The organism is Streptomyces araujoniae (assembly GCF_050871195.1).
In the GTDB taxonomy this organism is placed as follows: domain Bacteria; phylum Actinomycetota; class Actinomycetes; order Streptomycetales; family Streptomycetaceae; genus Streptomyces; species Streptomyces bacillaris.
The window spans coordinates 973,642-995,746 of sequence record NZ_CP194070.1; the positions used below are offsets into that span (position 1 = coordinate 973,642).

The 22,105-nt window shown below is 72.2% G+C and carries 16 protein-coding genes and 1 riboswitch; of the genes, 6 read left to right on the top strand and 10 right to left on the bottom strand.

Annotated features, from left to right (window positions below):
- Nucleotides 1-124: 124 nt before the first annotated feature.
- A riboswitch (FMN riboswitch) is annotated at nucleotides 125-255 on the bottom strand.
- Nucleotides 256-627: 372 nt separating this feature from the next.
- Nucleotides 628-2,997, top strand: a complete 2,370-nt coding sequence (locus tag ACQ9ZG_RS03980; protein ID WP_109916916.1) for a chitinase C-terminal domain-containing protein — start codon at nucleotides 628-630, stop codon at nucleotides 2,995-2,997.
- A 316-nt stretch (nucleotides 2,998-3,313) separates the two neighbouring features.
- On the opposite strand, the gene ACQ9ZG_RS03985 is transcribed toward ACQ9ZG_RS03980, so the two are convergent.
- Nucleotides 3,314-4,495 carry an ROK family transcriptional regulator gene (locus tag ACQ9ZG_RS03985; protein ID WP_084996392.1) on the bottom strand — a complete coding sequence of 394 codons (1,182 nt, stop codon included), beginning with the start codon at nucleotides 4,493-4,495 and terminating at the stop codon, nucleotides 3,314-3,316.
- A gap of 187 nt (nucleotides 4,496-4,682) precedes the next feature.
- Between ACQ9ZG_RS03985 and ACQ9ZG_RS03990 the strand changes: the two genes are divergently transcribed.
- From ACQ9ZG_RS03990 to ACQ9ZG_RS04000, 3 genes are all read left to right on the top strand, one after another.
- Nucleotides 4,683-5,948 (top strand): MFS transporter, encoded by a 1,266-nt coding sequence (locus ACQ9ZG_RS03990; protein WP_165273611.1) that lies wholly within the window; start codon nucleotides 4,683-4,685, stop codon nucleotides 5,946-5,948.
- A gap of 359 nt (nucleotides 5,949-6,307) precedes the next feature.
- Nucleotides 6,308-7,774, top strand: a complete 1,467-nt coding sequence (locus tag ACQ9ZG_RS03995) for a uracil-xanthine permease family protein (RefSeq protein WP_109917693.1) — start codon at nucleotides 6,308-6,310, stop codon at nucleotides 7,772-7,774.
- Nucleotides 7,775-7,885: 111 nt separating this feature from the next.
- Nucleotides 7,886-8,584 carry a DUF5995 family protein gene (locus ACQ9ZG_RS04000; protein ID WP_499279926.1) on the top strand — a complete coding sequence of 233 codons (699 nt, stop codon included), beginning with the start codon at nucleotides 7,886-7,888 and terminating at the stop codon, nucleotides 8,582-8,584.
- Here ACQ9ZG_RS04000 and ACQ9ZG_RS04005 read toward each other — a convergent pair.
- From ACQ9ZG_RS04005 to ACQ9ZG_RS04025, 5 genes are all read right to left on the bottom strand, one after another.
- On the bottom strand, nucleotides 8,545-10,239 hold the full coding sequence (locus ACQ9ZG_RS04005) for a flavin monoamine oxidase family protein (protein ID WP_109916357.1): 1,695 nt from the start codon (nucleotides 10,237-10,239) through the stop codon (nucleotides 8,545-8,547). The genes ACQ9ZG_RS04000 and ACQ9ZG_RS04005 overlap by 40 nt on opposite strands.
- A 47-nt stretch (nucleotides 10,240-10,286) precedes the next feature.
- Nucleotides 10,287-11,084: a carbon-nitrogen hydrolase family protein gene (locus tag ACQ9ZG_RS04010; protein WP_109916356.1), complete on the bottom strand. Its 798-nt coding sequence runs from the start codon at nucleotides 11,082-11,084 to the stop codon at nucleotides 10,287-10,289.
- A gap of 206 nt (nucleotides 11,085-11,290) precedes the next feature.
- Complete coding sequence (locus ACQ9ZG_RS04015; RefSeq protein WP_018490190.1) at nucleotides 11,291-11,749, bottom strand: Lrp/AsnC family transcriptional regulator; 459 nt, start codon at nucleotides 11,747-11,749, stop codon at nucleotides 11,291-11,293.
- Nucleotides 11,750-11,889: 140 nt separating this feature from the next.
- On the bottom strand, nucleotides 11,890-13,347 hold the full coding sequence (locus ACQ9ZG_RS04020; protein WP_109916355.1) for an aldehyde dehydrogenase family protein: 1,458 nt from the start codon (nucleotides 13,345-13,347) through the stop codon (nucleotides 11,890-11,892).
- A 227-nt stretch (nucleotides 13,348-13,574) separates the two neighbouring features.
- Nucleotides 13,575-15,041: a GuaB1 family IMP dehydrogenase-related protein gene (locus ACQ9ZG_RS04025; RefSeq protein ID WP_028419762.1), complete on the bottom strand. Its 1,467-nt coding sequence runs from the start codon at nucleotides 15,039-15,041 to the stop codon at nucleotides 13,575-13,577.
- A gap of 318 nt (nucleotides 15,042-15,359) precedes the next feature.
- Here ACQ9ZG_RS04025 and ACQ9ZG_RS04030 point away from each other — a divergent pair, with 318 nt between their 5' ends.
- On the top strand, nucleotides 15,360-16,454 hold the full coding sequence (locus ACQ9ZG_RS04030; protein ID WP_109916354.1) for a terpene synthase family protein: 1,095 nt from the start codon (nucleotides 15,360-15,362) through the stop codon (nucleotides 16,452-16,454).
- Nucleotides 16,455-16,561: 107 nt separating this feature from the next.
- Here the strand turns inward: ACQ9ZG_RS04030 and ACQ9ZG_RS04035 are convergent, their stop codons facing one another.
- The 4 genes from ACQ9ZG_RS04035 to fmt all read right to left on the bottom strand — a co-directional run bounded on the left by ACQ9ZG_RS04035 (nucleotide 16,562) and on the right by fmt (nucleotide 21,072).
- Entirely contained in the window at nucleotides 16,562-17,557 is a 996-nt protein-coding gene (locus ACQ9ZG_RS04035; RefSeq protein ID WP_018490194.1) for a sugar-binding transcriptional regulator, read from the bottom strand.
- Between the two features lie 132 nt (nucleotides 17,558-17,689).
- Nucleotides 17,690-18,373 carry a ribulose-phosphate 3-epimerase gene (gene rpe / locus ACQ9ZG_RS04040; RefSeq protein ID WP_028419764.1) on the bottom strand — a complete coding sequence of 228 codons (684 nt, stop codon included), beginning with the start codon at nucleotides 18,371-18,373 and terminating at the stop codon, nucleotides 17,690-17,692.
- Nucleotides 18,374-18,531: 158 nt separating this feature from the next.
- Nucleotides 18,532-19,965: an RsmB/NOP family class I SAM-dependent RNA methyltransferase gene (locus ACQ9ZG_RS04045; protein WP_499279930.1), complete on the bottom strand. Its 1,434-nt coding sequence runs from the start codon at nucleotides 19,963-19,965 to the stop codon at nucleotides 18,532-18,534.
- A gap of 174 nt (nucleotides 19,966-20,139) precedes the next feature.
- Entirely contained in the window at nucleotides 20,140-21,072 is a 933-nt protein-coding gene (gene fmt, locus ACQ9ZG_RS04050) for a methionyl-tRNA formyltransferase (protein WP_109917134.1), read from the bottom strand.
- Nucleotides 21,073-21,434: 362 nt separating this feature from the next.
- On the opposite strand from fmt, the gene ACQ9ZG_RS04055 reads away from it, so the two are divergent.
- Nucleotides 21,435-21,977, top strand: a complete 543-nt coding sequence (locus ACQ9ZG_RS04055; protein WP_109917133.1) for a hypothetical protein — start codon at nucleotides 21,435-21,437, stop codon at nucleotides 21,975-21,977.
- Nucleotides 21,978-22,105: the final 128 nt, after the last annotated feature.

The window sequence follows — 22,105 nt, forward strand, 5'->3', positions numbered from 1 at the left end:
CCTGTCGATGACGACAGATGAAGCGGCTCACCAGGGGAAACGCCGGAAACCGAAGAGAGGACGCAGGGGTCCGGCGAAACCCGGCCATGCGTCCGCCGACGGCGGCGTACCCGATGACGAACCGCCGCGCACTGCCTCCCATCCGGACTTTAACCGTCGGTCCAGGAATCTCACCTGGTCAACCGGCCGCTGGCTGCGGACGGGTCGCGGACTATAACCGCCGGTTCGGAATTGCACCGACCCCGGAGTGCGCTGCTACTGGTACGCAACCAGTCTGCCACGGACTCCCCTCGGCCAGGCGGGTGAGTTCTGTGGGCTGGGTCACAGGAGCGAGGGGCCGGAGCGCGGGAGCGGGGCCGCGGGCACGGGTGCGGAGGAGCCGGGGCGGGCGCGGACAACTGGCGCAAAACCGTCGGAGCGAAACCCGACAAGGTGGTCGACAACGTAGTCATCCAGAAAGTCGCACGATAAAGGTCCAGACCTATTGACGCACTGGTCTAGTCCTCTTAATCTCTGCGTCACCTCGGAGGTTCGGTCCCACGGTGTGCGCACACCGGGACCCCGACAGACCCACCCCCTTTTTTCAGCCAGTTGTGTTCTGCCGACCTCCCCAGGAGGAACGACCACATGCTGTCCCCCACCAGAGCGAGAGCCACGCTCCTCGCCGCAGGCGCCGCCATCGCCGGCCTGCTGATGACCTCCCTCGCCGCCACTCCGTCGGCGGCCGCCACCGACCACGAGTCCTGTCGCCCGGACGGGCTGTACAAGACCCCCGGCGTCGACACCCCGTACTGCACCGTCTACGACACCGACGGCCGCGAGAAGATGGGCGACGACCACCAGCGCCGCGTCATCGGTTACTTCACCAACTGGCGTACCGGCAAGGACGGCCGGGACCCCTATCTGGTCCCGAACATCCCCTGGACCAAGGTCACCCACCTCAACTACGCCTTCGCGCACGTCGACAGCGCCAACAAGCTCTCGGTCGGGCCCGACAGCCCCGACAACGCCTCCACCGGCATGACCTGGCCGGGTGTCGCAGGCGCCGAGATGGACCCGTCGCTGCCCTACAAGGGGCACTTCAACCTGCTGACGAAGTACAAGAAGCAGTACCCGGACGTGAAGACCCTGGTCTCCGTGGGCGGCTGGGCCGAGACCGGCGGCTACTTCGGCCCGGACGGCAAGCGCGTCAACTCCGGCGGCTTCTACTCGATGGCCACCAACGCCGACGGTTCGGTCAACACGGCGGGCATCAACACCTTCTCCGACTCGGCCGTGGACTTCGTCCGCAAGTACGGCTTCAACGGCGTCGACATCGACTACGAGTACGCCACGTCCATGAAGGACGCGGGCAACCCGATGGACCACGCGCTGGCCAACGGCCGCCGCGCGGGCCTGGTCAAGGGCTACGACGCCCTCATGAAGACCCTGCGCGAGAAGCTCGACCGCGCGGGCGCCGCCGACGGCAAGCACTACCTGCTCACCGTCGCCGCCCCGTCCTCCGGCTACCTGCTGCGGGGCATGGAGACGTACCAGATGCAGAAGTACCTGGACTACGTCAACATCATGTCCTACGACCTGCACGGCGCCTGGAACGAGTACGTCGGCCCGAACGCCCAGCTGTTCGACGACGGCAAGGACAACGAGCTGGCGCAGGCCGGTGTGTACACCACCTCGCAGTACGGCGGGGTCGGCTACCTCAACACCGACTGGGCCTTCCACTACTTCCGCGGCTCCATGCCGGCCGGCCGGATCAACATCGGTCTGCCGTACTACACCCGCGGCTTCAAGAACGTCCAGGGCGGCACCAACGGCCTGTGGGGCAAGGCCGCCGCGACCAGCTGCCCGGCCGGTTCCGGTCTGACCAAGTGCGGTGACGGCGCGGTCGGCATCGACAACCTGTGGCACGACAAGGACGACAACGGCCAGGAGGCCCCGGCCGGCTCGAACCCGATGTGGCACGCGAAGAACCTGGAGAAGGGCATCGCCGGTGACTACCTCACCGACTACGGCTTCCCCGCGAACACCCAGCTGACCGGCACCTACGTCCGCAACTACGACTCGACGCTGGTCGCCCCGTGGCTGTGGAACGCCCAGAAGAAGGTCTTCCTCTCCACCGAGGACGAGCAGTCGGTGAAGCGCAAGGCCGACTACGTGGTCGACCAGGGCATCGGCGGCACGATGATCTGGGAGCTGGCGGGCGACTACCAGTGGAACGCGGCCAAGGGCCAGTACGAGAACGGCAACACGCTGACCACCGCGATGTACGACGCCTTCAAGACGGCGGCCCCGTACGGCGCGAAGCGCTCCACGGTCGACCTGCCCACCCAGGCCGTGAACATCGACGTCTCCTTCGGCCAGTTCGCCCTCGGTGACTCCAACTACCCGATCAGCCCCAAGCTGAAGATCACCAACAAGACCCAGGCGACGCTGCCCGGCGGCACGGAGTTCCAGTTCGACTACGCCACCTCCGCCCCGGCCAACGCCAAGGACCAGTCCGGCTTCGGTACGTCGATCGTCCGCAGCGACCACACCGCCGCCAACAACATCGGCGGGCTCAAGGGCCCCTACAACCGGGTCTCCCTGAAGCTCCCGGCCTGGCAGACCCTGGCCCCCGGCGCCTCGGTGGAGCTGGACTTCGTCTACTACCTGCCCACCTCGACGCCGTCCAACTGGACCGTGACCTTCGGCGGGAAGTCCTACGCCCTCGCCGGTGACCTGGCCCGCGGCACCACGCTGGTCGAGCCCGGCACCGGCACCAACCCGACGCCGACCCCGACCCCGGACCCGACCGGTCCCACCCCCACTCCCACCCCGACCCCGACGCAGCCGGGCGGCACCTGCTCGGCCCCGGCGTGGAACGCGGGCACCGAGTACCAGGGCGGCGCCGTCGTCAGCCAGGACGGCCACACCTGGAAGGCCTCGTGGTGGACGAAGGGCGAGAAGCCCGGCACCACCGGCCAGTGGGGCGTCTGGAAGGACCAGGGCGCCTGCTAGTCCGCCTACGGGGGTGAGCGCATCGCCCCCGTGACCTCCCCGCACCACGCGTGAAGCCCCGGCAGCCACTGCCGGGGCTTCACCCGTTGCCGGCCGCGCCCGAGCCCGAAGGGCCCGCCGGAACCGTGCCGCCCCGGCTCGCGTACGGGCCGTGCGACCGCGCGGGCCGTGCGTGCCGTCCGGGCCGTGCGACCGTCCGGGCCGTGCGACCGTCCGGGCCGTGCGACCGTCCGGGCTGTACGGGCCGTGCGACCGTCCGTGCCCTCCGTGCCCTCCGTGCGGTACGGGCCGGACGCCCCTGCCCCGCGTCCGGCTCTCAGCCCACGGGGGCGAACAGCGCCTCCTGGGCGGCGTCCCGGGCGGTGAGCAGCGCCCCGCGCAGGACCGCCCCGTCCCCCAGCGAGCCCGCCCGGACCTCGGTGCGCAGCGGGGACATCACGGCGAGGCGCTCCTCGACCCGGGCCGCGAGCGGGGCACCGCCCGCCTCGCCGACCGCGCCCGCCAGGAGGACGCAGCCGGGGTCCAGGACCGAGACGACGGCCGCGGCCCCGAGGGCGAGCCGGTCGGCCAGCTCGTCCAGGAACGGTTCCCCCCGCTCCCCCGCCGCCAGCGCGGTGCGCACGGCCGCCACGGCGGTGGCGTCGGGGGCCGCGCCGTCGGGCAGCTCGATGCCGTGCCGGACCGCCAGTTCGCAGAGGGCCGCCGAACCGGCGAGGGAGTAGAAGCCGCCCGCGCAGTCGACCGCCGAGGGCAGTCCGCTCACGCCCGGCACCGGCAGGAAGCCGATCTCGCCCGCACCCCCGGAGGCGCCCTGCCGCAGCCTGCCGTCCAGCATCACGGCGGCCCCGATGCCCTGGCCCAGCCAGATGAGGACGAAGGTCTCCCGGTCCAGGGCGGCCCCGGCCCGGTGCTCCGCGACGGCGGCGAGGTTGGTCTCGTTCTCGACGAGGACGGTCGCCGGCAGCCGCTGCTGGAGGACCCGGACCAGGGCCCGGTGCCAGGCGGGCAGCTTGGAGGTGTCGCGCAGTTCGCCGGTGGCCGGGTCGATCAGGCCCGGGGCCCCGACGCCGACGCTGTGCAGGGGGACGGACCCCGCCTCGCGGGCGGTGCGCTCCAGGAGGGCCACGGCCTGTTCGACGGCGGGCCCGGTCCCGGCCTCGTCGGTGATGGGCAGGGCGGCCTCCGCGAGGGTGGCCCCCAGCAGGTCGGCGACGACCACGGAGACGCTTCCGGTGCGCACGTCTAGGGCGGCGAGCCGGGCCCGGTCGGCGACGATCCCGTACAGCTTGGCGTTGGGTCCCCGGCGGACGGCGCCGGACTCCCCGACGACATGGATCAGACCGGCGCCCTGCAGCCGTTCGACCAGGTCGGCCACGGTCGGGCGGGAGAGTCCGGTCAGGGTCTTGAGCTGTGCGGCCGTCAACGGACCGTCCTGCTGGAGCAGTTGCAGGGCGAGGCGGTCGTTGATGGCCCGAGCCGTGCTCGGTGATGCGGGCATACCGGGATCCTTCCAGACCGCCACGGGGCCCCTTTCCCGGGTCGGCGGAGAGGGGCCGCCCGAAAGAACTATTTATCAGGCAGGGTTCCTGATAGTTTACGCGACGCAGTCCGGCCGCCTCGCGACGCACGCGGCACTCTCAGGGCTCACGACGCACGCGGCACTCTCAGGGGAGGGCACAGCCCGTATGACGAAGGAACCGACCGCCGCCGCGGTCCACAGCCTGGAGCAGGTGAAGCGGGCCAGGGTCGCCGTCGCCGCCGTCTTCGCGGTGCACGGGGCGGTGACCGGCAGTTTCGCGACCCGGGTGCCGTGGATCCAGGACCATGCCGGGGTGAGCGCGGGCCAGCTCGGCCTGGCGCTGGCCTTCCCCGCGATCGGCGCCTCGATCGCGATGCCGCTGGCGGGCCGGATCAGCCACCGGTTCGGCGCCCGGACCGCCCTGCGCGGACTGCTGGCCCTGTGGACGCTGGCGCTGATCCTGCCCGCCCTGGCGCCGAACCTCCTGACGCTCTGCGCCGCCCTCTTCGTCTACGGGGCGACCGCCGGGATGTCCGACGTGGCGATGAACGCGCTGGGCGTGGAGGTGGAGAACCGCCTCGACAAGTCGATCATGTCGGGGCTGCACGGCATGTGGAGCGTGGGCGCGCTGATCGGCTCGGCCGCGGGCACGGTGGCCGCGCACGTCGGCGCCGACGCCAGGCTCCACCACACGCTGGCCGCGCTGGTGCTGACGGCCCTGGGACTGGCCGCCTGCCGGGGCGTGCTGGACCTGCGCGGCGAGCCGGACGAGGAGCCGCCGCCGCGCTTCACCCTGCCGCCGAAGTCGGCGCTGGTCATCGGGGCCGTCGGGTTCTGCGCGGTCTTCGCGGAGGGCGCGAGCCTGGACTGGTCGGCGGTCTATCTGCGGGACGTCCTGGGCAGTTCGGACGGGGTCGCGGCCGCCTCGACCACGGCCTTCGCCCTGACGATGGCGGTGGCGCGGCTGGCCGGGGACCGGATCGTGGACCGGTTCGGCGCGGTGCGGACCGTACGGGTGGGCGGGGCGCTGGCCACGGCGGGCGGACTGCTCGTGGTGTTCTCGCCCTCCCCGGCGGCGGCGATGGGCGGATTCGGGCTGCTGGGGCTCGGCGTGGCGGTCGTGGTGCCGCTGGCCTTCGCGGCGGCCGGGCGCAGCGGACCGAACCCGAGCCAGGCCATCGCGGGCGTCGCCACCATCACGTACACCTCCAGCCTGATCGCCCCCTCGGCGATCGGCGCACTGGCCGAGACTACCTCGCTGGTGGCCTCCTTCGGCGTGGTGACCGCGCTGGCGTTCGGCCTGGTGGCGGGCGCCGGGGTACTGCGGGCGGGCGACCGGAAGGGCACCGGCTCCGGCCCGGCGGCCGGCGGCGCGGGGACGGGCGGTACGGCGGCGGGCGGTACGGCGGCGAAGAGCCCGGTGGGCGGCTGAGGCTCGCCCGGGCGGGTGGCGGGATACGGCCCGCCGCGGGGCCGCACCCCGGACCACCGGCGGCCGGCCCCCGCCCACCGGCAGAGCATCCAGCCGTCCCGGCTCCGGCCCGCCGGGAAGGCCGGCCCTGCCAGAACACACGGAGGTCCCGGTTCCGGCCCACGGGGTGGGCCCGGCCCTGCCAGCACACCCCGGCCGTCCCGGCTCCGGCCCGCCCGGGGCCGGGGCCGCCCCGGCGGCGGAAGGCCCCGGCGCACCACTACCATGGCGCTGATCTTTTCCGCAGGTGAACACCGAACACCTGGTCGCGCAGCGTCGCGGACCGGCCGGCACACCGAGCAGACCTTCAGGGAGCAACCATGAGCCTCGGCGTGCGCTGGACCTTGCACGGGGACGGGAAGACCCCCGCGCCCGGGGCGGTGGTCCGCCCCGACGAGCGGCTCTCCTGGCCCCGTACGTTCGGACTCGGCGCCCAGCACGTGGTGGCGATGTTCGGGGCGTCCTTCGTCGCCCCGGTGCTGATGGGCCTCGACCCGAACCTCGCGATCATGATGTCCGGGGTCGCGACCGCGATCTTCCTGCTGGCCACCAAGGGCCGGGTGCCCAGCTATCTCGGCTGCTCCCTCTCCTTCGTCGGGGTCGCGGCCACCATCCGGGCGAGCGGCGGTGACAGCGCGACCGTCACGGGTGCGGTGCTGGTGGTCGGCGCGGCGCTGTTCCTGGTGGGCCTGGCGGTCCAGCGGTTCGGCGCGCGGATCATCCACGCCGCGATGCCGCCGGTGGTGACCGGCGCCGTCGTGATGCTGATCGGGTTCAACCTGGCCCCGGTGACCGCCTCGACGTACTGGCCGCAGGACCAGTGGACCGCGCTGCTGGTGATGCTCTTCACCGGCCTGGCCGTGGTCTGTCTGCGCGGCTTCCTCTCCCGGATCGCGATCTTCCTCGGGCTGGTCTTCGGCTATCTGCTCTCCTGGGTGCTGGACCTGGTCTTCGGCAAGATCCACTCCCCGGCGGGCGGCGCGGAGGCCGTCGACCACTGGCGTCTGGACCTCTCCGCCGTCGGCCAGGCCGACTGGATCGGGCTGCCGTCCTTCCACGCACCGGCCTTCGAGTGGTCCGCCATCCTGGTGGCCCTGCCCGTGGTGATCGCGCTGGTCGCGGAGAACGCGGGCCATGTGAAGGCCGTGGGCGAGATGACCGGCGACCCGCTGGACGACAAGCTCGGCACCGCCATCGCGGCGGACGGCGCGGCCTCCATGCTCTCCACCGCCGTGGGCGGCCCGCCCAACACCACGTACTCCGAGAACATCGGCGTGATGGCGGCCACTCGCGTCTACTCCACGGCCGCCTACTGGGCCGCCGCCTGCTTCGCCCTGCTCTTCGGCCTCTGCCCCAAGTTCGGCGCGGTCGTGGCGGCGATCCCGGGCGGGGTGCTCGGCGGCATCACCGTGATCCTGTACGGGATGATCGGCCTGCTCGGTGCGCAGATCTGGCTCAACGGCCGGGTGGACCTGCGCAATCCGCTCAACCTGGTCCCGGCCGCGGCGGGCATCATCATCGGCGTCGGCGGGGTCAGCCTGAAGATCACCGACAACTTCGAGCTGGGCGGCATCGCGCTCGGCACCCTCGTCGTGATCACCGGCTACCACGTGCTGCGCGCCTTCGCCCCGGCCCACCTCAAGACCCAGGAACCGCTGCTGGACGCGGGGACGTCGGCGTACGACGAGGGGACCGGGACCGTCGAGGGCGCAGAACCCGGCACGAAGCCCGGAGACAGTGGGAAGCCCGGGGACGGCGGTAAGCCCGGACGCTCCGAGCAGGCCTGAGCGGGCGCCCGGCGCTCCTCGAACCCCTTTTCCGGCACGGCCGTTCGTCCGTTCCGATGAACCTCCCGCCGGTCGGTGCCGTGCCGGGCCCGGGACTGGGACGCTCCGCACATGACGCAGACCGAACAGTCCATGGAACCGGCAGTGCGCTCCCGCCTCCACCGGTGGCCGCCCGGAGACGGGATCGGGGTGTTCCACGACGTACGGGGGGCGGTCGTCGGGGCGGAGCACCGAGGCGGCGGTTCCCTGGAGGCACGGCTCGCGGAGCGGTATCTGGCGGCGCTCGACGCGGCGGAGGCGGGCGGGTGTACGCCGGAGTGCCGGCGGCCGCTGTTCCAGTACCGCCACCACCCCGGCGTACGCCCCGTACAGTTCGCGCTCGCCGGTCTCCATGCGCACATCGCGCACGACCTGGCCCTGGCCGTGGTGGACACCTGCCGTGCGCGCGACTGCGAACCGGCCGCGCTGGAAGGGGAGTTCGAGCGGGTGGGCGATCTCCTCACGCTGCTGGAGGAACGGATCCACGACGAGCTGATGCCGGACCCCGACCTGCTCCGGATCACGGACCCGCTCACCCATCTGGTGAGCTCGTGGAGCCTGGAGCGGGCCCGTGAGGCGGCCTGGTCGGCGGCCCGGGTGCTCTGCCATCTGCGCGGATCCCCGGCGCTGGCCGGGGAGTTCAGGGAGCGCACGGAGGCGGGCGCCGGGCTCGTGGTGCGCTTCCTGCTCACCCCGGCCGCCGACGCCCGCGCGCCCGTGTGGCTCCCGGCTCAGTCCTCCGGCAGTTCCACCGGCGCGATCTCGTCGTAGAGGTCGCCGGGACCGGGGTTGGTCGGGTCGGTGGCCCCGCCGAACTGGTGCATGACGCCCCACACCGCGTTGAGCGCGGTCTGTACGGCGCCCTCGGCCCAGCCCGCCGTCCAGGAGATGTCGTCCCCGGCGAGGAAGATCCCGCGCTTGTCCTCGGGCAGCCGGTCCTGCATGAAGTGGGTGAACAGCCGCCGCTGGTAGCGGTAGTGGCCGGGCAGGTTGGCCTTGAACGCGCCCATGAACCAGGGCTCGTTCTCCCAGGAGACGGTGACCGGGTTGCCGATGATGTGGCTGCGGATGTCGACGTTCGGGTAGATCTCGCCGAGCGACTTGAGCATGACCTCCATGCGCTCCTTCGGGGAGAGCGGCAGCCACTTGAGGCTGTCGTCGCACCACGTGTAGGAGAGGCAGATGACGGCGGGCTTGTCCGGGCCCTCGTCCAGGAGGTACGTGCCCCGGGTCATCCGGTCGGTGAGCGTCATCGACATGGTGTCGCGGCCGGTGGTCTCGTCCTTGTCCAGCCAGAACGGCCGGTCGACGGGGACGAACAGCTTGGACGACTCCATGTAGTGGGTGCGCTCCATCGCCGTCCAGTGGTCGATCGGGAAGAGCGCGTCATCGCAGTCGATCTTGGAGAGCAGCAGCCAGGACTGGCCCGTGAAGACGGCGGCCCGGAAGGTGCGGATGTCGCCGGTGGCGTCGGTGACCGTGATGCGGTTGCCCGCCGTACGGGTCAGCCGGGTGACCGCGCCGCGCGGCTCGCCGCCGTGCAGGGAGGCGAGCGAGGTGCCGAGCGGCCAGTGGACGATCTTCTGCGGCTCGCGGTCCCACAGGCGCAGCGGGAGCTGCTGGCTGCCGCCGACGATGCCGCGGTGGTGGTCGTCGGCCTCGGTGTAGACGACCCGCAGGATCTCCAGGATGGAGTTGGGGAAGTCGGTGTCCCAGCCGCCGGTGCCGAAGCCGACCTGGCCGAAGATCTCGCGGTGGCGGAAGGACGTGAAGGCCTCGGAGTCGCAGAGGAAGCCGTAGAAGGTCTGGTTGTCGAGCCGCTCGACGAGCTGCGACCAGATCTCGCGGATGCGCGGGACGTCGCGCTCGCGCAGCGCCCGGTTCATGTCGGAGAAGTCGGCGCCCTCCTCCAGACAGGCGCTCCAGGCGTCGGCCACATCGCGGTAGACCTGCGGCAGGTCGTCGACGGTCTCGGCGTAGTGCGACTCGCCCTTGAGGTCCACGACGGTGGAGGGGGTGGCCGGGGAGAGGGGGTTGGGGAACGCGCGGGTCTCCAGGCCGACCAGGTCGATGTAGTGCTGGAGCGCCGTGGAGGACGGCGGGAAGCGCATGGCGCCCATCTCGGCGGTGAGCGAGGGGTCGCAGCCGTCGAAGCCGACGGTCCGCAGCCGGCCGCCGATCCGGTCGGCCTCGTAGACGACGGGCTTGAGGCCCATCTTCATCAGCTCGTACGCGGCGATGACGCCGGAGAGCCCGCCGCCGATGACGGCGACCTCCTGGCCGTGCTCGGTCGCCGGTATCTGGCCGAGGCCGGCCGGGTGGGCGAGGAAGTCGTCGTACGCGTACGGGAAGTCCGGCCCGAACATGGTGATCGGCGGGGCGGTGGCGTCGGTGTGCTGGACGGCGTTGGGCACCGTGGACGTCATGGGGTACGGACTCCTTGCGCGGTACGGAAGTTCGGGGAGGGTCGGGCTCAGGCGACGGAGCCGTAGAGGCCGGGGCGGCGGTCGCCCAGATACGGGTTGGCGGCGCGGGAGGCGGCCAGGAACTCCGGGTCCACCTCTCCGATCACCAGTTCCTCGCCGCGGCCGGCGCGGGTGCGCACGGTGCCGTCGGGGCCGGCCAGGCAGCTCAGCCCGACGAACTCGAACTCGCCTTCCGGGCCGGTCCGGTTGACGTACGCCACGTACAGCTGGCTCTCGAAGGCCCGTACGGGGATGACGGATTCGGCGACGAACTGGAAGGGGTGCATCTGTGCGGTGGGCACCAGCAGCAGATCGGTGCCGGCCAGGGCGTGCGCCCGTACGTTCTCCGGGAACTCGACGTCGTAGCAGATCAGCAGGCCGATCCGGACGCCGTCCAGCTCCGCCTGGACCACGGTCTCCTCGCCCGGGGTGAACCACTCCTGCTCGAAGCAGCCGAAGAGGTGGGTCTTGCGGTAGTTCGCCAGGCGCGTGCCGTCGGGGCCGATCAGCTGGGAGGAGTTGAAGATCCGCTCGCCGTCGCGCTCCGGGTAGCCGTAGAGGACCGCGAGGCCGTGGCGTTCGGCGATTCCGGCGGCGGCCCGCGCGCCGGGGCCGTCGACGGGCTCGGCCAGCTCGGGGACGGCGTCCCCGATGGCGTAACCGGTCAGGAACAGCTCGGGGGCCACCAGCAGCCGGGCCCCGGCGGCGGCGGCGCGCGCGGCGGCCTCGTCCAGCGTCTTCAGGTTCGCCTCGACGGCGCCGGGCCGGCCGGAACTCTGGAGCAGGGCGGTGCGCAACGGGGGCATGGCTGACCTCGGACGGTGCGGGCGGGGTGGGGAGACGTATCGAAGGTACGTGTCGCCGCTCGGCCCGGACAAGGCGCGAGTGTTGCGCATCGACCGTCGATTCGTTGCGCCCCGGGGCCCGCCGGCGGCGAAATGTTGCGTCGGCCATCACCGCAGGTCAGCGGGGTGATGTGCGCCACCTCCCGGGGCGCTGTACGGGCCCCTGATCAGGCCGGCGGGGCCTCCGCCGAATAGCGGCGCAGGAGCGGGGAGAGGACCAGGACGGACTTGGTCCGTTCGACGTACGGCTCCCCCGCGATCCGCTCCAGCACCTGCTCGAAGTGGCGCATGTCGGCGGCGAAGACCTGGACCACCGCGTCGGCCTCACCGGTGACGGTGGAGGCCGAGGCGATCTCCGGGTAGCGGGCGAGGCCCTGCTTGATCGCGTCCGGGGAGGTGTTGCGGCTGCAGTAGATCTCGATGAAGCCCTCGGTCTCCCAGCCGAGCGCGGCCGGGTCGACGCGGACGGTGAAGCCGGTGATCGCACCCTCGGCGCGGAGCCGGTCGACGCGGCGTTTCACGGCGGGGGCGGAGAGGCCGACGACGGCGCCGATGTCGGCGTAGGAGCGCCGGGCGTCTTCGGCGAGGGCGTGGACGATGCGTTCGTCGAGGTCGTTCAGGCGCACGTCGGGCGGTTCACTTCTCTGCGATGGGTCGGGCTGCGGGAGGCGGCGGGTGTGCCGCCTCCCGCAGTAGACCATGAGCCGCCGCCGGGGGCGTGCCCGGCGCAGGGGAAGGCCCGTGCGCCGGGCGGGTGGCCCGTGGGTCAGAAGGGGAACTGCGAGCGGCCGTGCTGGACGGAGATCCACTTCTGGGTGGTGAAGGCCTCCACCATCGACTCGCCGTTCAGCCGGCCGAGCCCCGAGCCCTTCTCGCCGCCGAAGGGGACGATCGGCTCGTCGTGGACGGTGCCGTCGTTGATGTGGATCATGCCGGTGTGGATGCGCTGCCCGACCCGGACGCCGCGCTCGATGTTGCCGGTGTGGACGGCGCCGCTGAGGCCGTACGGGGTGTCGTTGGCGATGCGGACGGCCTCGTCCTCGCCGTCGAAGGGGACGATCAGGGCGACCGGGCCGAAGATCTCCTGCCGGAGGACGGGCGAGTCGGCGGGCAGGTCGGTGAGGACGGAGGGGCTGACCAGGTTGCCGTCGGCGCGGCCGTGCAGCAGCGCGGTGGCACCGGACTCGACGGTCTCGTCGACGAGCCGGGAGATGGACTCGGCCTGCGAGGAGTTGATCAGCGGGCCGATCTGGGTGGCCGGGTCGGCCGGGTCCCCGACGGTGAGGGAGGCGACCTTGGCGACGAACTTCTCGGTGAACTCGGCCTCGACCGCCCGGTCGACCAGGATGCGGTTGGCGGCCATGCAGACCTGGCCCTGGTGGACGTAACGGCTGAAGACCGCCGCGTCGACGGCGTACTCCACGTCCGCGTCGTCGAGCACGATCAGGGCGCTGTTGCCGCCGAGTTCGAGGACGGCGCGCTTGAGGTTGGCGGCGCAGACGGTGGCGACGTGCCGGCCGACCTTGTCGGAGCCGGTGAAGGAGATGACCTGCGGTACGGGGTGCTCCAGCAGGGTGTCACCGATCTCCGCGATGTCGGTGACGACGACGTTGAGCAGCCCGGCGGGCAGTCCGGCGTCCTCGAAGACCTTGGCCAGGAGGGTGCCGCCGCAGATGGGGGTGTTCTGGTGCGGCTTGAGGACGACCGCGTTGCCGAGGGCGAGGGCGGGGGCGACGGACTTGAGGGAGAGCAGGAAGGGGAAGTTGAAGGGGCTGATGACGCCGACGACCCCGACGGGCACCCGGTAGACGCGGTTCTCCTTGCCCTCGGTGGGCGAGGGGAGGATCTGGCCGGCCGGGCGCAGGGCGAGCTGGATGGCCTCGCGCAGGAACTCCTTGGCCAGGTGCAGTTCGAAGGCGGCCTTCAGGTGGGTGCCGCCCAGCTCCGCGACGATGGCCGCGGCGATCTCCGGCTCGCGCTCCTCGACGATCCGCAGCGCCTTCTCCAGGACCGTGCGCCGGGCGTACGGGTTGGTGTCGGCCCACGCCTGCTGGGCGCGCTCGGCGGCGCGGTAGGCCTGGTCGACCTCCTCGGCGGTGGCCACGGGGATCGAGGCGAGCTTCTCCCCGTCGAAGGGGTTGAAGTCGATGATGTCCCAGGACCCCTTCCCCGGCCGCCACTCGCCGTCGATGTACTGATGGGCCAGGTCAGTGAAGAAGGACATGAGATCCCTTACCGCAGAGAGGGAGGCAGCTGATTGCGGTTCATATTACTGAGCTTTCAACAGAGTTGAAGCGGGATCCCGGCCACCTGGGAAGGGCCCGTCGAGGGGCTCCCGGAAGGCCACCCCAGAGGGACATCTCGCCAGGACCCCCGCCGGGGTCCCGGAACGCCGCTGCCCCTCCCGGTACGCATGACCGGAAGGGGCAGGGGTGCCGGGGGCGGGGAGGATCAGCTCCAGCTGGCGTGCAGCGGCTTGCCCTCGGCGTAGCCGGCGGCGCTCTGGACGCCGACGACGGCCTTCTCCGCGAACTCCTCCAGGGAGGCGGCACCGGCGTAGGTGCAGGAGGAGCGGACGCCCGCGATGATCGAGTCGATCAGGTCCTCGACGCCCGGGCGGGCCGGGTCGAGGAACATCCGCGAGGTGGAGATGCCCTCCTCGAAGAGCGCCTTGCGGGCCCGGTCGTACGCGGACTCGTCCGAGGTGCGGTTCTTCACGGCGCGCGCCGAGGCCATGCCGAAGGACTCCTTGTAGGAGCGGCCGTCGGCGGACTGCTGGAGGTCGCCGGGCGACTCGTACGTCCCCGCGAACCAGGAGCCGATCATCACGTTGGAGGCGCCGGCGGCGAGCGCCATGGCCACGTCGCGCGGGTGGCGGACACCGCCGTCCGCCCAGACGTGCTTGCCGTGCTTCTTCGCCTCGGCGGCGCACTCCAGGACGGCGGAGAACTGCGGCCGACCGACGCCGGTCATCATGCGGGTGGTGCACATGGCGCCGGGGCCCACGCCGACCTTGATGATGTCGGCGCCCGCCTCGATCAGGTCGCGCACGCCCTCGGCGGCGACGATGTTGCCCGCGACGATCGGGACCCGCGGGTCCAGGGCGCGTACCGCCTTCACCGCGGCGATCATGGATTCCTGGTGGCCGTGGGCGGTGTCCACGACGAGGGTGTCGACACCCGCGTCCAGGAGCTGCTTGGCCTTGCCCGCCACGTCGCCGTTGATACCGACGGCGGCCGCGATGCGCAGGCGCCCCTGGGCGTCGGTGGCGGGGGTGTAGAGGGTGGCACGCAGGGCGGCCTTGCGGGTGAGGATGCCGACGAGCCGGCCGTCCTCGTCCACGGCGGGGGCGAGCTTGCGATTAGCGCCGTCGAGCTTGTTGAAGGCGTCGCGCGGGTCGATGTCCGCGTCCAGCAGGACCAGGTCCTTGGACATGACCTCGGAGAGCTGGGTGAAGCGGTCGACACCGGTCAGGTCGTGGTCGGTGACGACGCCGACCGGGCGGCGCTCCGCGTCCACGACGACGCCCGCCCCGTGCGCCCGCTTGGGCAGCAGGGAGAGCGCGTCGGCGACGGTCTGGCCGGGGGCCAGCTCGATCGGGGTGTCCAGGACGAGGTGGCGCGTCTTGACCCAGGTGATGACGTCGGTGACGACCTCGATCGGGATGTCCTGGGGGATGACGACGAGCCCGCCGCGCCGGGCGACGGTTTCGGCCATCCGGCGGCCCGCGATGGCGGTCATGTTGGCGACCACGAGCGGGATGGTGGTACCGGTCCCGTCCGGCGAGGAGAGGTCCACGGCCTGGCGGGAGCCGACGGCGGAGCGGCCCGGAACCATGAAGACGTCGTCGTACGTGAGGTCGTACGGAACCACGGAGGAGTCTGTGTAGCGACCGGTGCCCGGCTCAAGAAAGCGCATAAATATCATTTTTTCATACGAAACGGCGCAGGTCGTTTCCACGAAGACACAGCAATGGACCCCCGCGTTCGTCCGTTCCTCCAAAACGATCCTGGAGGCCTCCTGAGAGGTGGCCGGGGGCCCCGGGCAAGTGGAACCTGCCTTACCCACGGACTCTACCCGAACGGGATTCGAATCATTCGTGATCACCATCCCTGGACCCGGTGACAACGGGTCAGGTAGCTTCAAAGCCGCAGGTCTCGGGGGTGTCCGAGGTGCCGCTCCGGCACATCGGCGGCCTCGGCACACCGTTTGACCGGAGAGGATCCAGATCCGCCTGTGGACAGCGAACTGCCGGACATCTACTGCCCGTTCCCCCAGCGGACGAACCCGCACGTCGGGCACGTCCGTGGCCATCTGGCCGCCTGGGTCAGACAGACGGGTCTGGTGCACCGCGAGTCCGCGATGAACCGCTTCGAACAAGCCGATTTCGGCGCGTTCGTCGGCATGGTCTACCCGACGGCCGATCCGGAACACCTCGATCTGGTGGCCGATTGGTTCGTCTGGCTCTTCCTCGTCGACGACCAGCTCGACGACGGCCACCTCGGCCGCTCCCCCGAGCTGGTACGCGCCGTGGTGGACCGGATGCGGGCCGTGGTGGACGGCACCGCCCCGGCGCCCCTGCAGGGCGAGGAGCTGCCCGCCGCCGTGATCGCCCTGATGGACCTGTGGGAACGTACGACGCCGAACGCGGCCCCCCACTGGCGGACCCGGTTCGCCTGGCATCTGGTCACGTACCTCACGACGGCCACCACCTGGGAGGCGGGCAACCGTGCCGAGGGCGTGGTGCCGTCCGAGGAGACGTACATCGCCAAGCGGCGGCACACCGGGGCCATCCACGTCTGCATGGACCTCATAGAGATCGTCGCCCGGATCGAGGCGCCGGAGTCGCTCCACAACGACCCCCGGTTCATCACCGCCCTGGAAGCCGCCTGCAACCATGTCTGCTGGGCCAACGACGTCTACTCCTTCGAGAAGGAGCAGGTGCTCGGCGAGATCCACAACCTCGTCCACCTGGTCCGCCATCACCGGGGCCTCGGCGAGCAGCAGGCGCTGGACCATGTCGCGGAGCGGCTGGCGCTGGAGACGGAGCGGTTCCTGACCGCCGAGGACGAGCTGCTGGAGCTCTATCCGGAGCTGATCGGGCTGCTGGTGCCCTATCTGGAGGGGATGCGCAGCTGGATGCGGGGGAACCTGGACTGGTCGCGCCTGACCCCGCGCTACAACCCGGCCGACGTGGGCCAGTACGAGGAGCCCGAGCAGTATCTGGAGGAGACCGTGCTGGGCATAGCGCCCGACCACGCGGAGGCAGCACCGGGCGCGGCGGAGGTCCCGCGCCAGGCCTGCGCCGCGGAGGCCCCGCGCCAGGTGTGAAGCGCCGAGGCCGCTCGCCGGATCCGCGGCACCGAGGCCTTACGCGCTACGGGAGGAGGCCGGGCACCCCGACGGGTGTCCGGCCTCCTCCGCCGTGTGCGCCGGGGTCACTCCCCGTCCGGGTCCGCCCGCTCCAGCGCCGGGCGCACCCCGGCGGCCGACTCGGTGAGCAGATAGTCGGCGGCGGCGGTGTCCGTCACCAGGCTGGTGACCAGACCGGACCGGAGTACGGCCCCGATCGCGGCGGCCTTGCGCAGACCGCCCGCGATGGCCACCACCTCGGGGATCCGGCGCAGCCGGTCCGCCTCCACGGTGATGCAGCGCTCGCCCAGGTCGCGCCCGACCCGGCGGCCGTCGGCGTCGAAGAGGTGCGCGGACATCTCGGCGGCGACGCCGAGCGAGGCGTAGTGGGCGCGCTCCTCGTCGGAGAGCATGTCGTGGACCGTGGAGATGCCCGGCTCCCAGGAGCCGATGGAGACGGCGGCGACCGTCACCTTGTCGAAGTACTCGAAGGCGCGGGCGATGCCCGTCTGCTCGCGCAGCGCGGCGGCCGTCGCCGGGTCGGGCAGGAGCATCGGGGCGTAGATCGGGTGGGCCTCGCCGCCGGAGACCTGGGCGGCCCGGCGGACCGCCTCGACCGAGCCTCGCTCGGCGGTGCCCGCGTCGTACACCCCGGTCAGCTGGACGACCGTGCAGGGCGGGAGGCGGTCGAGCGCCGCCGCCATGTGGATGGTGGAGCGGCCCCAGGCCAGGCCGAGCACATCGCCCTCGGCCACCAGCTCGCCGAGGAGGTCGGCCGCGACCTCGCCCAGGTTCTCCGGGTCGGGGGCGTCGTCCTGCTCCTCGGCCGGGGACTCGACGACGACCGCGTGGCGCAGCCCGTAGCGGGCCCGGAGCGCGTCGGAGCGTTCGGCGTCCAGCTCGGCCGGCACCCGGATCTCGATCCGTACGAGATCACGTTCCAGGGCCGTCTCCAGGACCCGGGCCACCTTGAAGCGGCTGACGCCGAACTCCTCGGCGATCTGGATCTTGGACTTGCCCTCCAGGTAGAACCGGCGGGCCATGGCCGCCGCCTGCACCAGCTCCGCGGGTCCCATCCGCATGGCTGACCGACCCGCCGAGATGCCAGACACCGCGATCTCCTCACTGCTGTTCACACGCCCGATACGCCGTCATCCTGTCAGATCCGGCGATCCTTGATCAGCCCCGTCGGGCCGCGTTCATCTGCCCTTTGTTCAGTGGCCGCATGCCCAGGGTGCGGCGGCCGTGGCCGCCTCCGCCTGGGCCCGCAGACCTCGCACCGCGCCCGCCGGGTCGTCGGCCCCGTAGACCGCCGATCCCGCGACGAAGACGTCGGCGCCCGCCTCGGCGCACCGCTCGATCGTGGTGGCCGAGACCCCGCCGTCGACCTGGAGCCACAGCTCCAGACCGTGCTTGCCGATCAGTTCCCGGGTGCGGCGGATCTTCGGCAGCATGATGTCCAGGAAGGCCTGGCCGCCGAAGCCCGGCTCGACGGTCATGATCAGCAGCATGTCCAGCTCGGGGAGCAGGTCCTCGTACGGCTCGATGGGCGTGGCGGGCTTGAGCGCCATCGACGCCCGCGCCCCCTTCGCCCGGATCTCCCGCGCCAGGCGCACCGGCGCGGCGGCGGCCTCGACGTGGAAGGTGACCGAACCGGCGCCCGCCTCCGCATACTGCGGGGCCCACCGGTCCGGGTCCTCGATCATGAGGTGGCAGTCCAGCGGGGTGTCCGTGGCCTTGCCCAGCGCCTCGACGATCGGCACGCCGAGGGTCAGGTTGGGCACGAAGTGGTTGTCCATCACGTCGACATGGAGCCAGTCCGCGCCTTCGACGGCCTTCGCCTCCTCGGCGAGACGGGCGAAATCGGCGGACAGGATGCTGGGGTTGATCTGCGCCATGCCCCAAGCCTGCCATGTTCCGCGCCGGTTCCTCGCCTCGGCGGTCGCCAAAGGCTCACCCGGCCATCACAGTTCGCACATTCTGCGCATTTTGCCAGCGCTTTACTTTTCTTTTGCCGTGTGGCGGGACCGGAAGCGACCGTTTGTCAGGGCGATATTCAGCCGGTCCTGCGCAGCAGAGCGAGATACATGGCGTCGGTCCCGTGCAGGTGCGGCCAGAGCTGGACGTCGGGTCCGTCGCCGAGGGCGGGCACCCCCGGCATCAGCGGCCGGGCGTCCACCCACTCGGCCTCCACCGGCTCGCCGCCGCGCCCCTTCAGGACGTCCTCGACGACCACCCGGGTCTCCGCGAGATGCGGCGAGCAGGTGGCGTAGCCGACCACGCCCCCGACCCGTACGGCCTTCAACGCCTCGCGCAGCAGGGCGCGTTGGAGCGGCGAAAAGGCCTCCAGGTCCTCCGCGCGGCGCCGCCAGCGGGCCTCGGGGCGGCGGCGGAGCGCGCCCAGGCCGGAGCACGGCACGTCCATCAGGATGCGGTCGAAGGTGCCGGGGAGCCACGGCGGGCGGGTGCCGTCGGCGGTGATCACCTGGTACGGACCCGGGTTGCCGGCGAGCGCCCGCTCGACCAGCCGGGCCCGGTGCGGCTGCTTCTCGGCGGCCAGCAGGGTGGCGCCCCGCCCGGCGGCGAGCGCGGCCAGCAGGGCGGCCTTGCCGCCGGGGCCCGCGCAGCCGTCCAGCCAGCGGGTGTCCCGGCCCTCCACGGGGACGGCGGCCAGCGCGGCGGCGACCAGCTGGCTGCCCTCGTCCTGGACGCCCGCCCGGCCCTCCTGGACCGCCGTCAGCGCCCCGGGCTCGCCGCCCTCGGCCATCCGTACGGCGTACGGGGACCAGCGGCCCGGCAGCGCGTTCTCTTCGCCGAGCGCCTTGACCAGCTCCTCGGTGGTGGAGCGGCCGGGGCGGGCCACCAGCGTCACCTCGGGCCGCTCGTTGTCGGCCTCCAGCAGGTCCTCGATGCCCGCCCGGCCGCCGCCGAGCGCGTCCCAGAGCGCCGAGACGACCCAGCGCGGGTGGGAGTGGACGACCGCGAGGTGGTCCTCGGCGTCCTCCTCGTACGGCGGGGCGACCTTCTCCACCCAGCCGTCCAGGTCGTGCGCGGAGACCTTGCGCAGCACCGCGTTGACGAACTTCGCCCGCCCCTCGCCCAGCACCACCCGGGCCAGCTCCACGCTGGCGGAGACCGCCGCGTGGGTGGGGATGCGGGTGCCCAGCAGCTGGTGGACGCCCATGTTCAGCACGTCCAGCACCGGCGGGTCGACCTCGCGGAGCGGCCGGTCGATGCAGGCCGCCACGATCGCGTCGTACGTGCCCTGGCGGCGCAGCGTCCCGTAGACCAGCTCGGTCGCCAGCGCCGCGTCCCGGCCGTCGAAGTCGCCCTTGGCGCGGGCCTTCTTCAGCAGCGGGGGCAGCACGAGGTTGGCGTACGCGTCCCGCTCGTCGACGGCCCGCAGCGCCTCGAAGGCGAGGAAGCGGACGGGGTCCTTCTTGGGGCGGCGGTGGGGCTTGGCGGGACGGCGACGCGGCTGGTCGTTCACGTGGAAGGTGCTCCGCTGAGGGTGAGGGGACGAACCCTCCCAGCGTACGTCGCCGCCACCGGGCGCCCGAACGGGCGCCCGGAACCCGGAAGCGGGGCTCTCACGGGCCCAGCACCACGACGAGGGCGGACAGCGCTCTCAGGGCCCGGCAGCTCGCCGGGGCGGGCAGGGCCCTCAGATACCCAGCAGCTCGCCGGGAGCGATCCGGACGCCGCGCGCCCAGTCGGCGGCCTTCATCGGCTTCTTGCCCTGCGGCTGGACCCAGAGCAGCTCGACGGCGTGCGAGCCGGTGCCCGCGTACACGTTGTTCTTCGCCGCCGACAGCTCGCCGGGCGCCAGGTCGGTGCGGTCCAGCACCGGCGTGGCCTGGACGAGCTTGAGCCGCTCGCCCCGGAAGAGGGTCCAGGCACCGGGCGCGGGGGTGCAGCCGCGCACCACGCGGTCGACCCGCAGAGCGGGGGCGGACCAGTCGACCTGGGCGTCCTCCACGGTAATCTTGGGAGCCAGGGTGACGCCCTCGTGCGGCTGCGGCACGGCGTGCAGGGTGCCGTCCTCGATGCCGTCCATGGTGGCCGCGAGCAGCCCGGCCCCGGCGAAGGCGAGCCGGGTGAGCAGGTCACCGCTGGTGTCGGTGGGGCGGATCTCCTCGGTGAGGACCCCGTAGACCGGCCCGGAGTCGAGCCCCTCCTCGATCAGGAAGGTCGAGGCACCGGTCACCTCGTCCCCGGCCATCAGGGAGTGCTGTACGGGCGCGGCGCCGCGCCAGGCGGGCAGCAGCGAGAAGTGCAGGTTGACCCAGCCGCGGGCGGGCACGTCCAGGGCCGCCTTGGGCAGCAGGGCCCCGTAGGCGACGACGGGGCAGCAGTCCGGGGCGATCTCGCGCAGCCGGGCGAGGAAATCCTCGTCCCTGGGCTTCACCGGCTTGAGCACCTCGATCCCGGCCTCGGCCGCCCGCTCGGCGACCGGGCTGGCCACCAGCCGGCGACCGCGCCCGGCGGGGGCGTCGGGCCGGGTCACGACGGCGGCCACCTCGTGGCGGTCGGAGGCGATCAGGGCGTCCAGGGCGGGGACGGCGACCTCGGGGGTGCCGGCGAAGACGAGCTTCATGGGTGGCTGACTGCCTCTCGGGCTTCTCGGACTCCTGCGCCGCGCGGGCGGGCCAGGACGTACGGTGACGAGCAGCACACCAGTCTAGGGGGTGGCCCCGGGGGCGCACGGAGGGCCGCGAGCACACCGCTGACCAGGAGAGCGGCAGCTCTGGGCGCGTCGGTGCCCCAGGGGGCTCATCCCTTTCCGCCCGCCCGGCGATCAGGGGGCGCACGTGCGCCGCGCACGCCCCGTACATATGCACATACGCCCCGATAGCGTGACCACATACCCGGCTCGGGCGTTGGTCAAAGGAGATTGACCGAAGCGGGTCGCCCGGATGCGGCCCGATCCCTTTCAACGCCGGTTCGAGAGGCTTCTTCATGGCCGACCACGCAACCCACGACGCCCAAGCGCGGGCCAGCCTGCATCTTCTGGTGCGGGACATCGAGCGGGTGCGGCGGCAGGTGGACGCGCTGCGCACACTCACCGCCCAGCTGGGCAACGTCTACCGCCCGCGCCGCTCCGGCCCCTCCGCGGGCTTCGTCGTCTACGGCAGGGCCCCGGCCCCCACCGTCCGCCTCGCCCAGGAACTGCGGGACAGCGTCGAGACCCTGGTCACCGCGGCGGTGGACTTCGACCGCTCACTCGGCTTCTCCTGGGACGCGGTGGGCTCGGCGCTGGGAGTCACCAAGCAGGCGGTGCACCGCCGTTACGGCACGCGCCGGGCCTCCGCTCAGTCGGGGAACGCCGAGACGAAGGGCGACACCACGACGGCCCCCCGCCCGGTCGCCGTGGGCCCCGGCGCGGGATCGCCCGTACCCACGGTGCCGGCGGCCCGTTCGATGCCGCCGCAGCCGTCGGCGGTCCAGCCGATCCGCGAGGAGCTGCGCCCCGGAGCCTTCCCCGGCCCGCGCAACGGCTGACCGCAGGGCCTGTCACGTAAGCCCCCCGGAGCGGCGGTCTCCCCGGCCCGCCGCCCCACCCGCCTGTTGCTCCGGACTCTCCTGGCTGCTCCAGGAGACGCTCCCGCCCGTCTGCCGGATGTGTCTCC

Coding starts and splice junctions, on each gene's coding strand:
- ACQ9ZG_RS03980 (WP_109916916.1), top strand. CDS start 628: ATGCTGTCCCCCACCAGAGCGAGAGCCACGCTCCTCGCCGCAGGCGCC.
- ACQ9ZG_RS03985 (WP_084996392.1), bottom strand. CDS start 4,495: ATGCCCGCATCACCGAGCACGGCTCGGGCCATCAACGACCGCCTCGCC.
- ACQ9ZG_RS03990 (WP_165273611.1), top strand. CDS start 4,683: ATGACGAAGGAACCGACCGCCGCCGCGGTCCACAGCCTGGAGCAGGTG.
- ACQ9ZG_RS03995 (WP_109917693.1), top strand. CDS start 6,308: ATGAGCCTCGGCGTGCGCTGGACCTTGCACGGGGACGGGAAGACCCCC.
- ACQ9ZG_RS04000 (WP_499279926.1), top strand. CDS start 7,886: ATGACGCAGACCGAACAGTCCATGGAACCGGCAGTGCGCTCCCGCCTC.
- ACQ9ZG_RS04005 (WP_109916357.1), bottom strand. CDS start 10,239: ATGACGTCCACGGTGCCCAACGCCGTCCAGCACACCGACGCCACCGCC.
- ACQ9ZG_RS04010 (WP_109916356.1), bottom strand. CDS start 11,084: ATGCCCCCGTTGCGCACCGCCCTGCTCCAGAGTTCCGGCCGGCCCGGC.
- ACQ9ZG_RS04020 (WP_109916355.1), bottom strand. CDS start 13,347: ATGTCCTTCTTCACTGACCTGGCCCATCAGTACATCGACGGCGAGTGG.
- ACQ9ZG_RS04025 (WP_028419762.1), bottom strand. CDS start 15,041: ATGCGCTTTCTTGAGCCGGGCACCGGTCGCTACACAGACTCCTCCGTG.
- ACQ9ZG_RS04035 (WP_018490194.1), bottom strand. CDS start 17,557: ATGCGGATGGGACCCGCGGAGCTGGTGCAGGCGGCGGCCATGGCCCGC.
- rpe (WP_028419764.1), bottom strand. CDS start 18,373: ATGGCGCAGATCAACCCCAGCATCCTGTCCGCCGATTTCGCCCGTCTC.
- fmt (WP_109917134.1), bottom strand. CDS start 21,072: ATGAAGCTCGTCTTCGCCGGCACCCCCGAGGTCGCCGTCCCCGCCCTG.
- ACQ9ZG_RS04055 (WP_109917133.1), top strand. CDS start 21,435: ATGGCCGACCACGCAACCCACGACGCCCAAGCGCGGGCCAGCCTGCAT.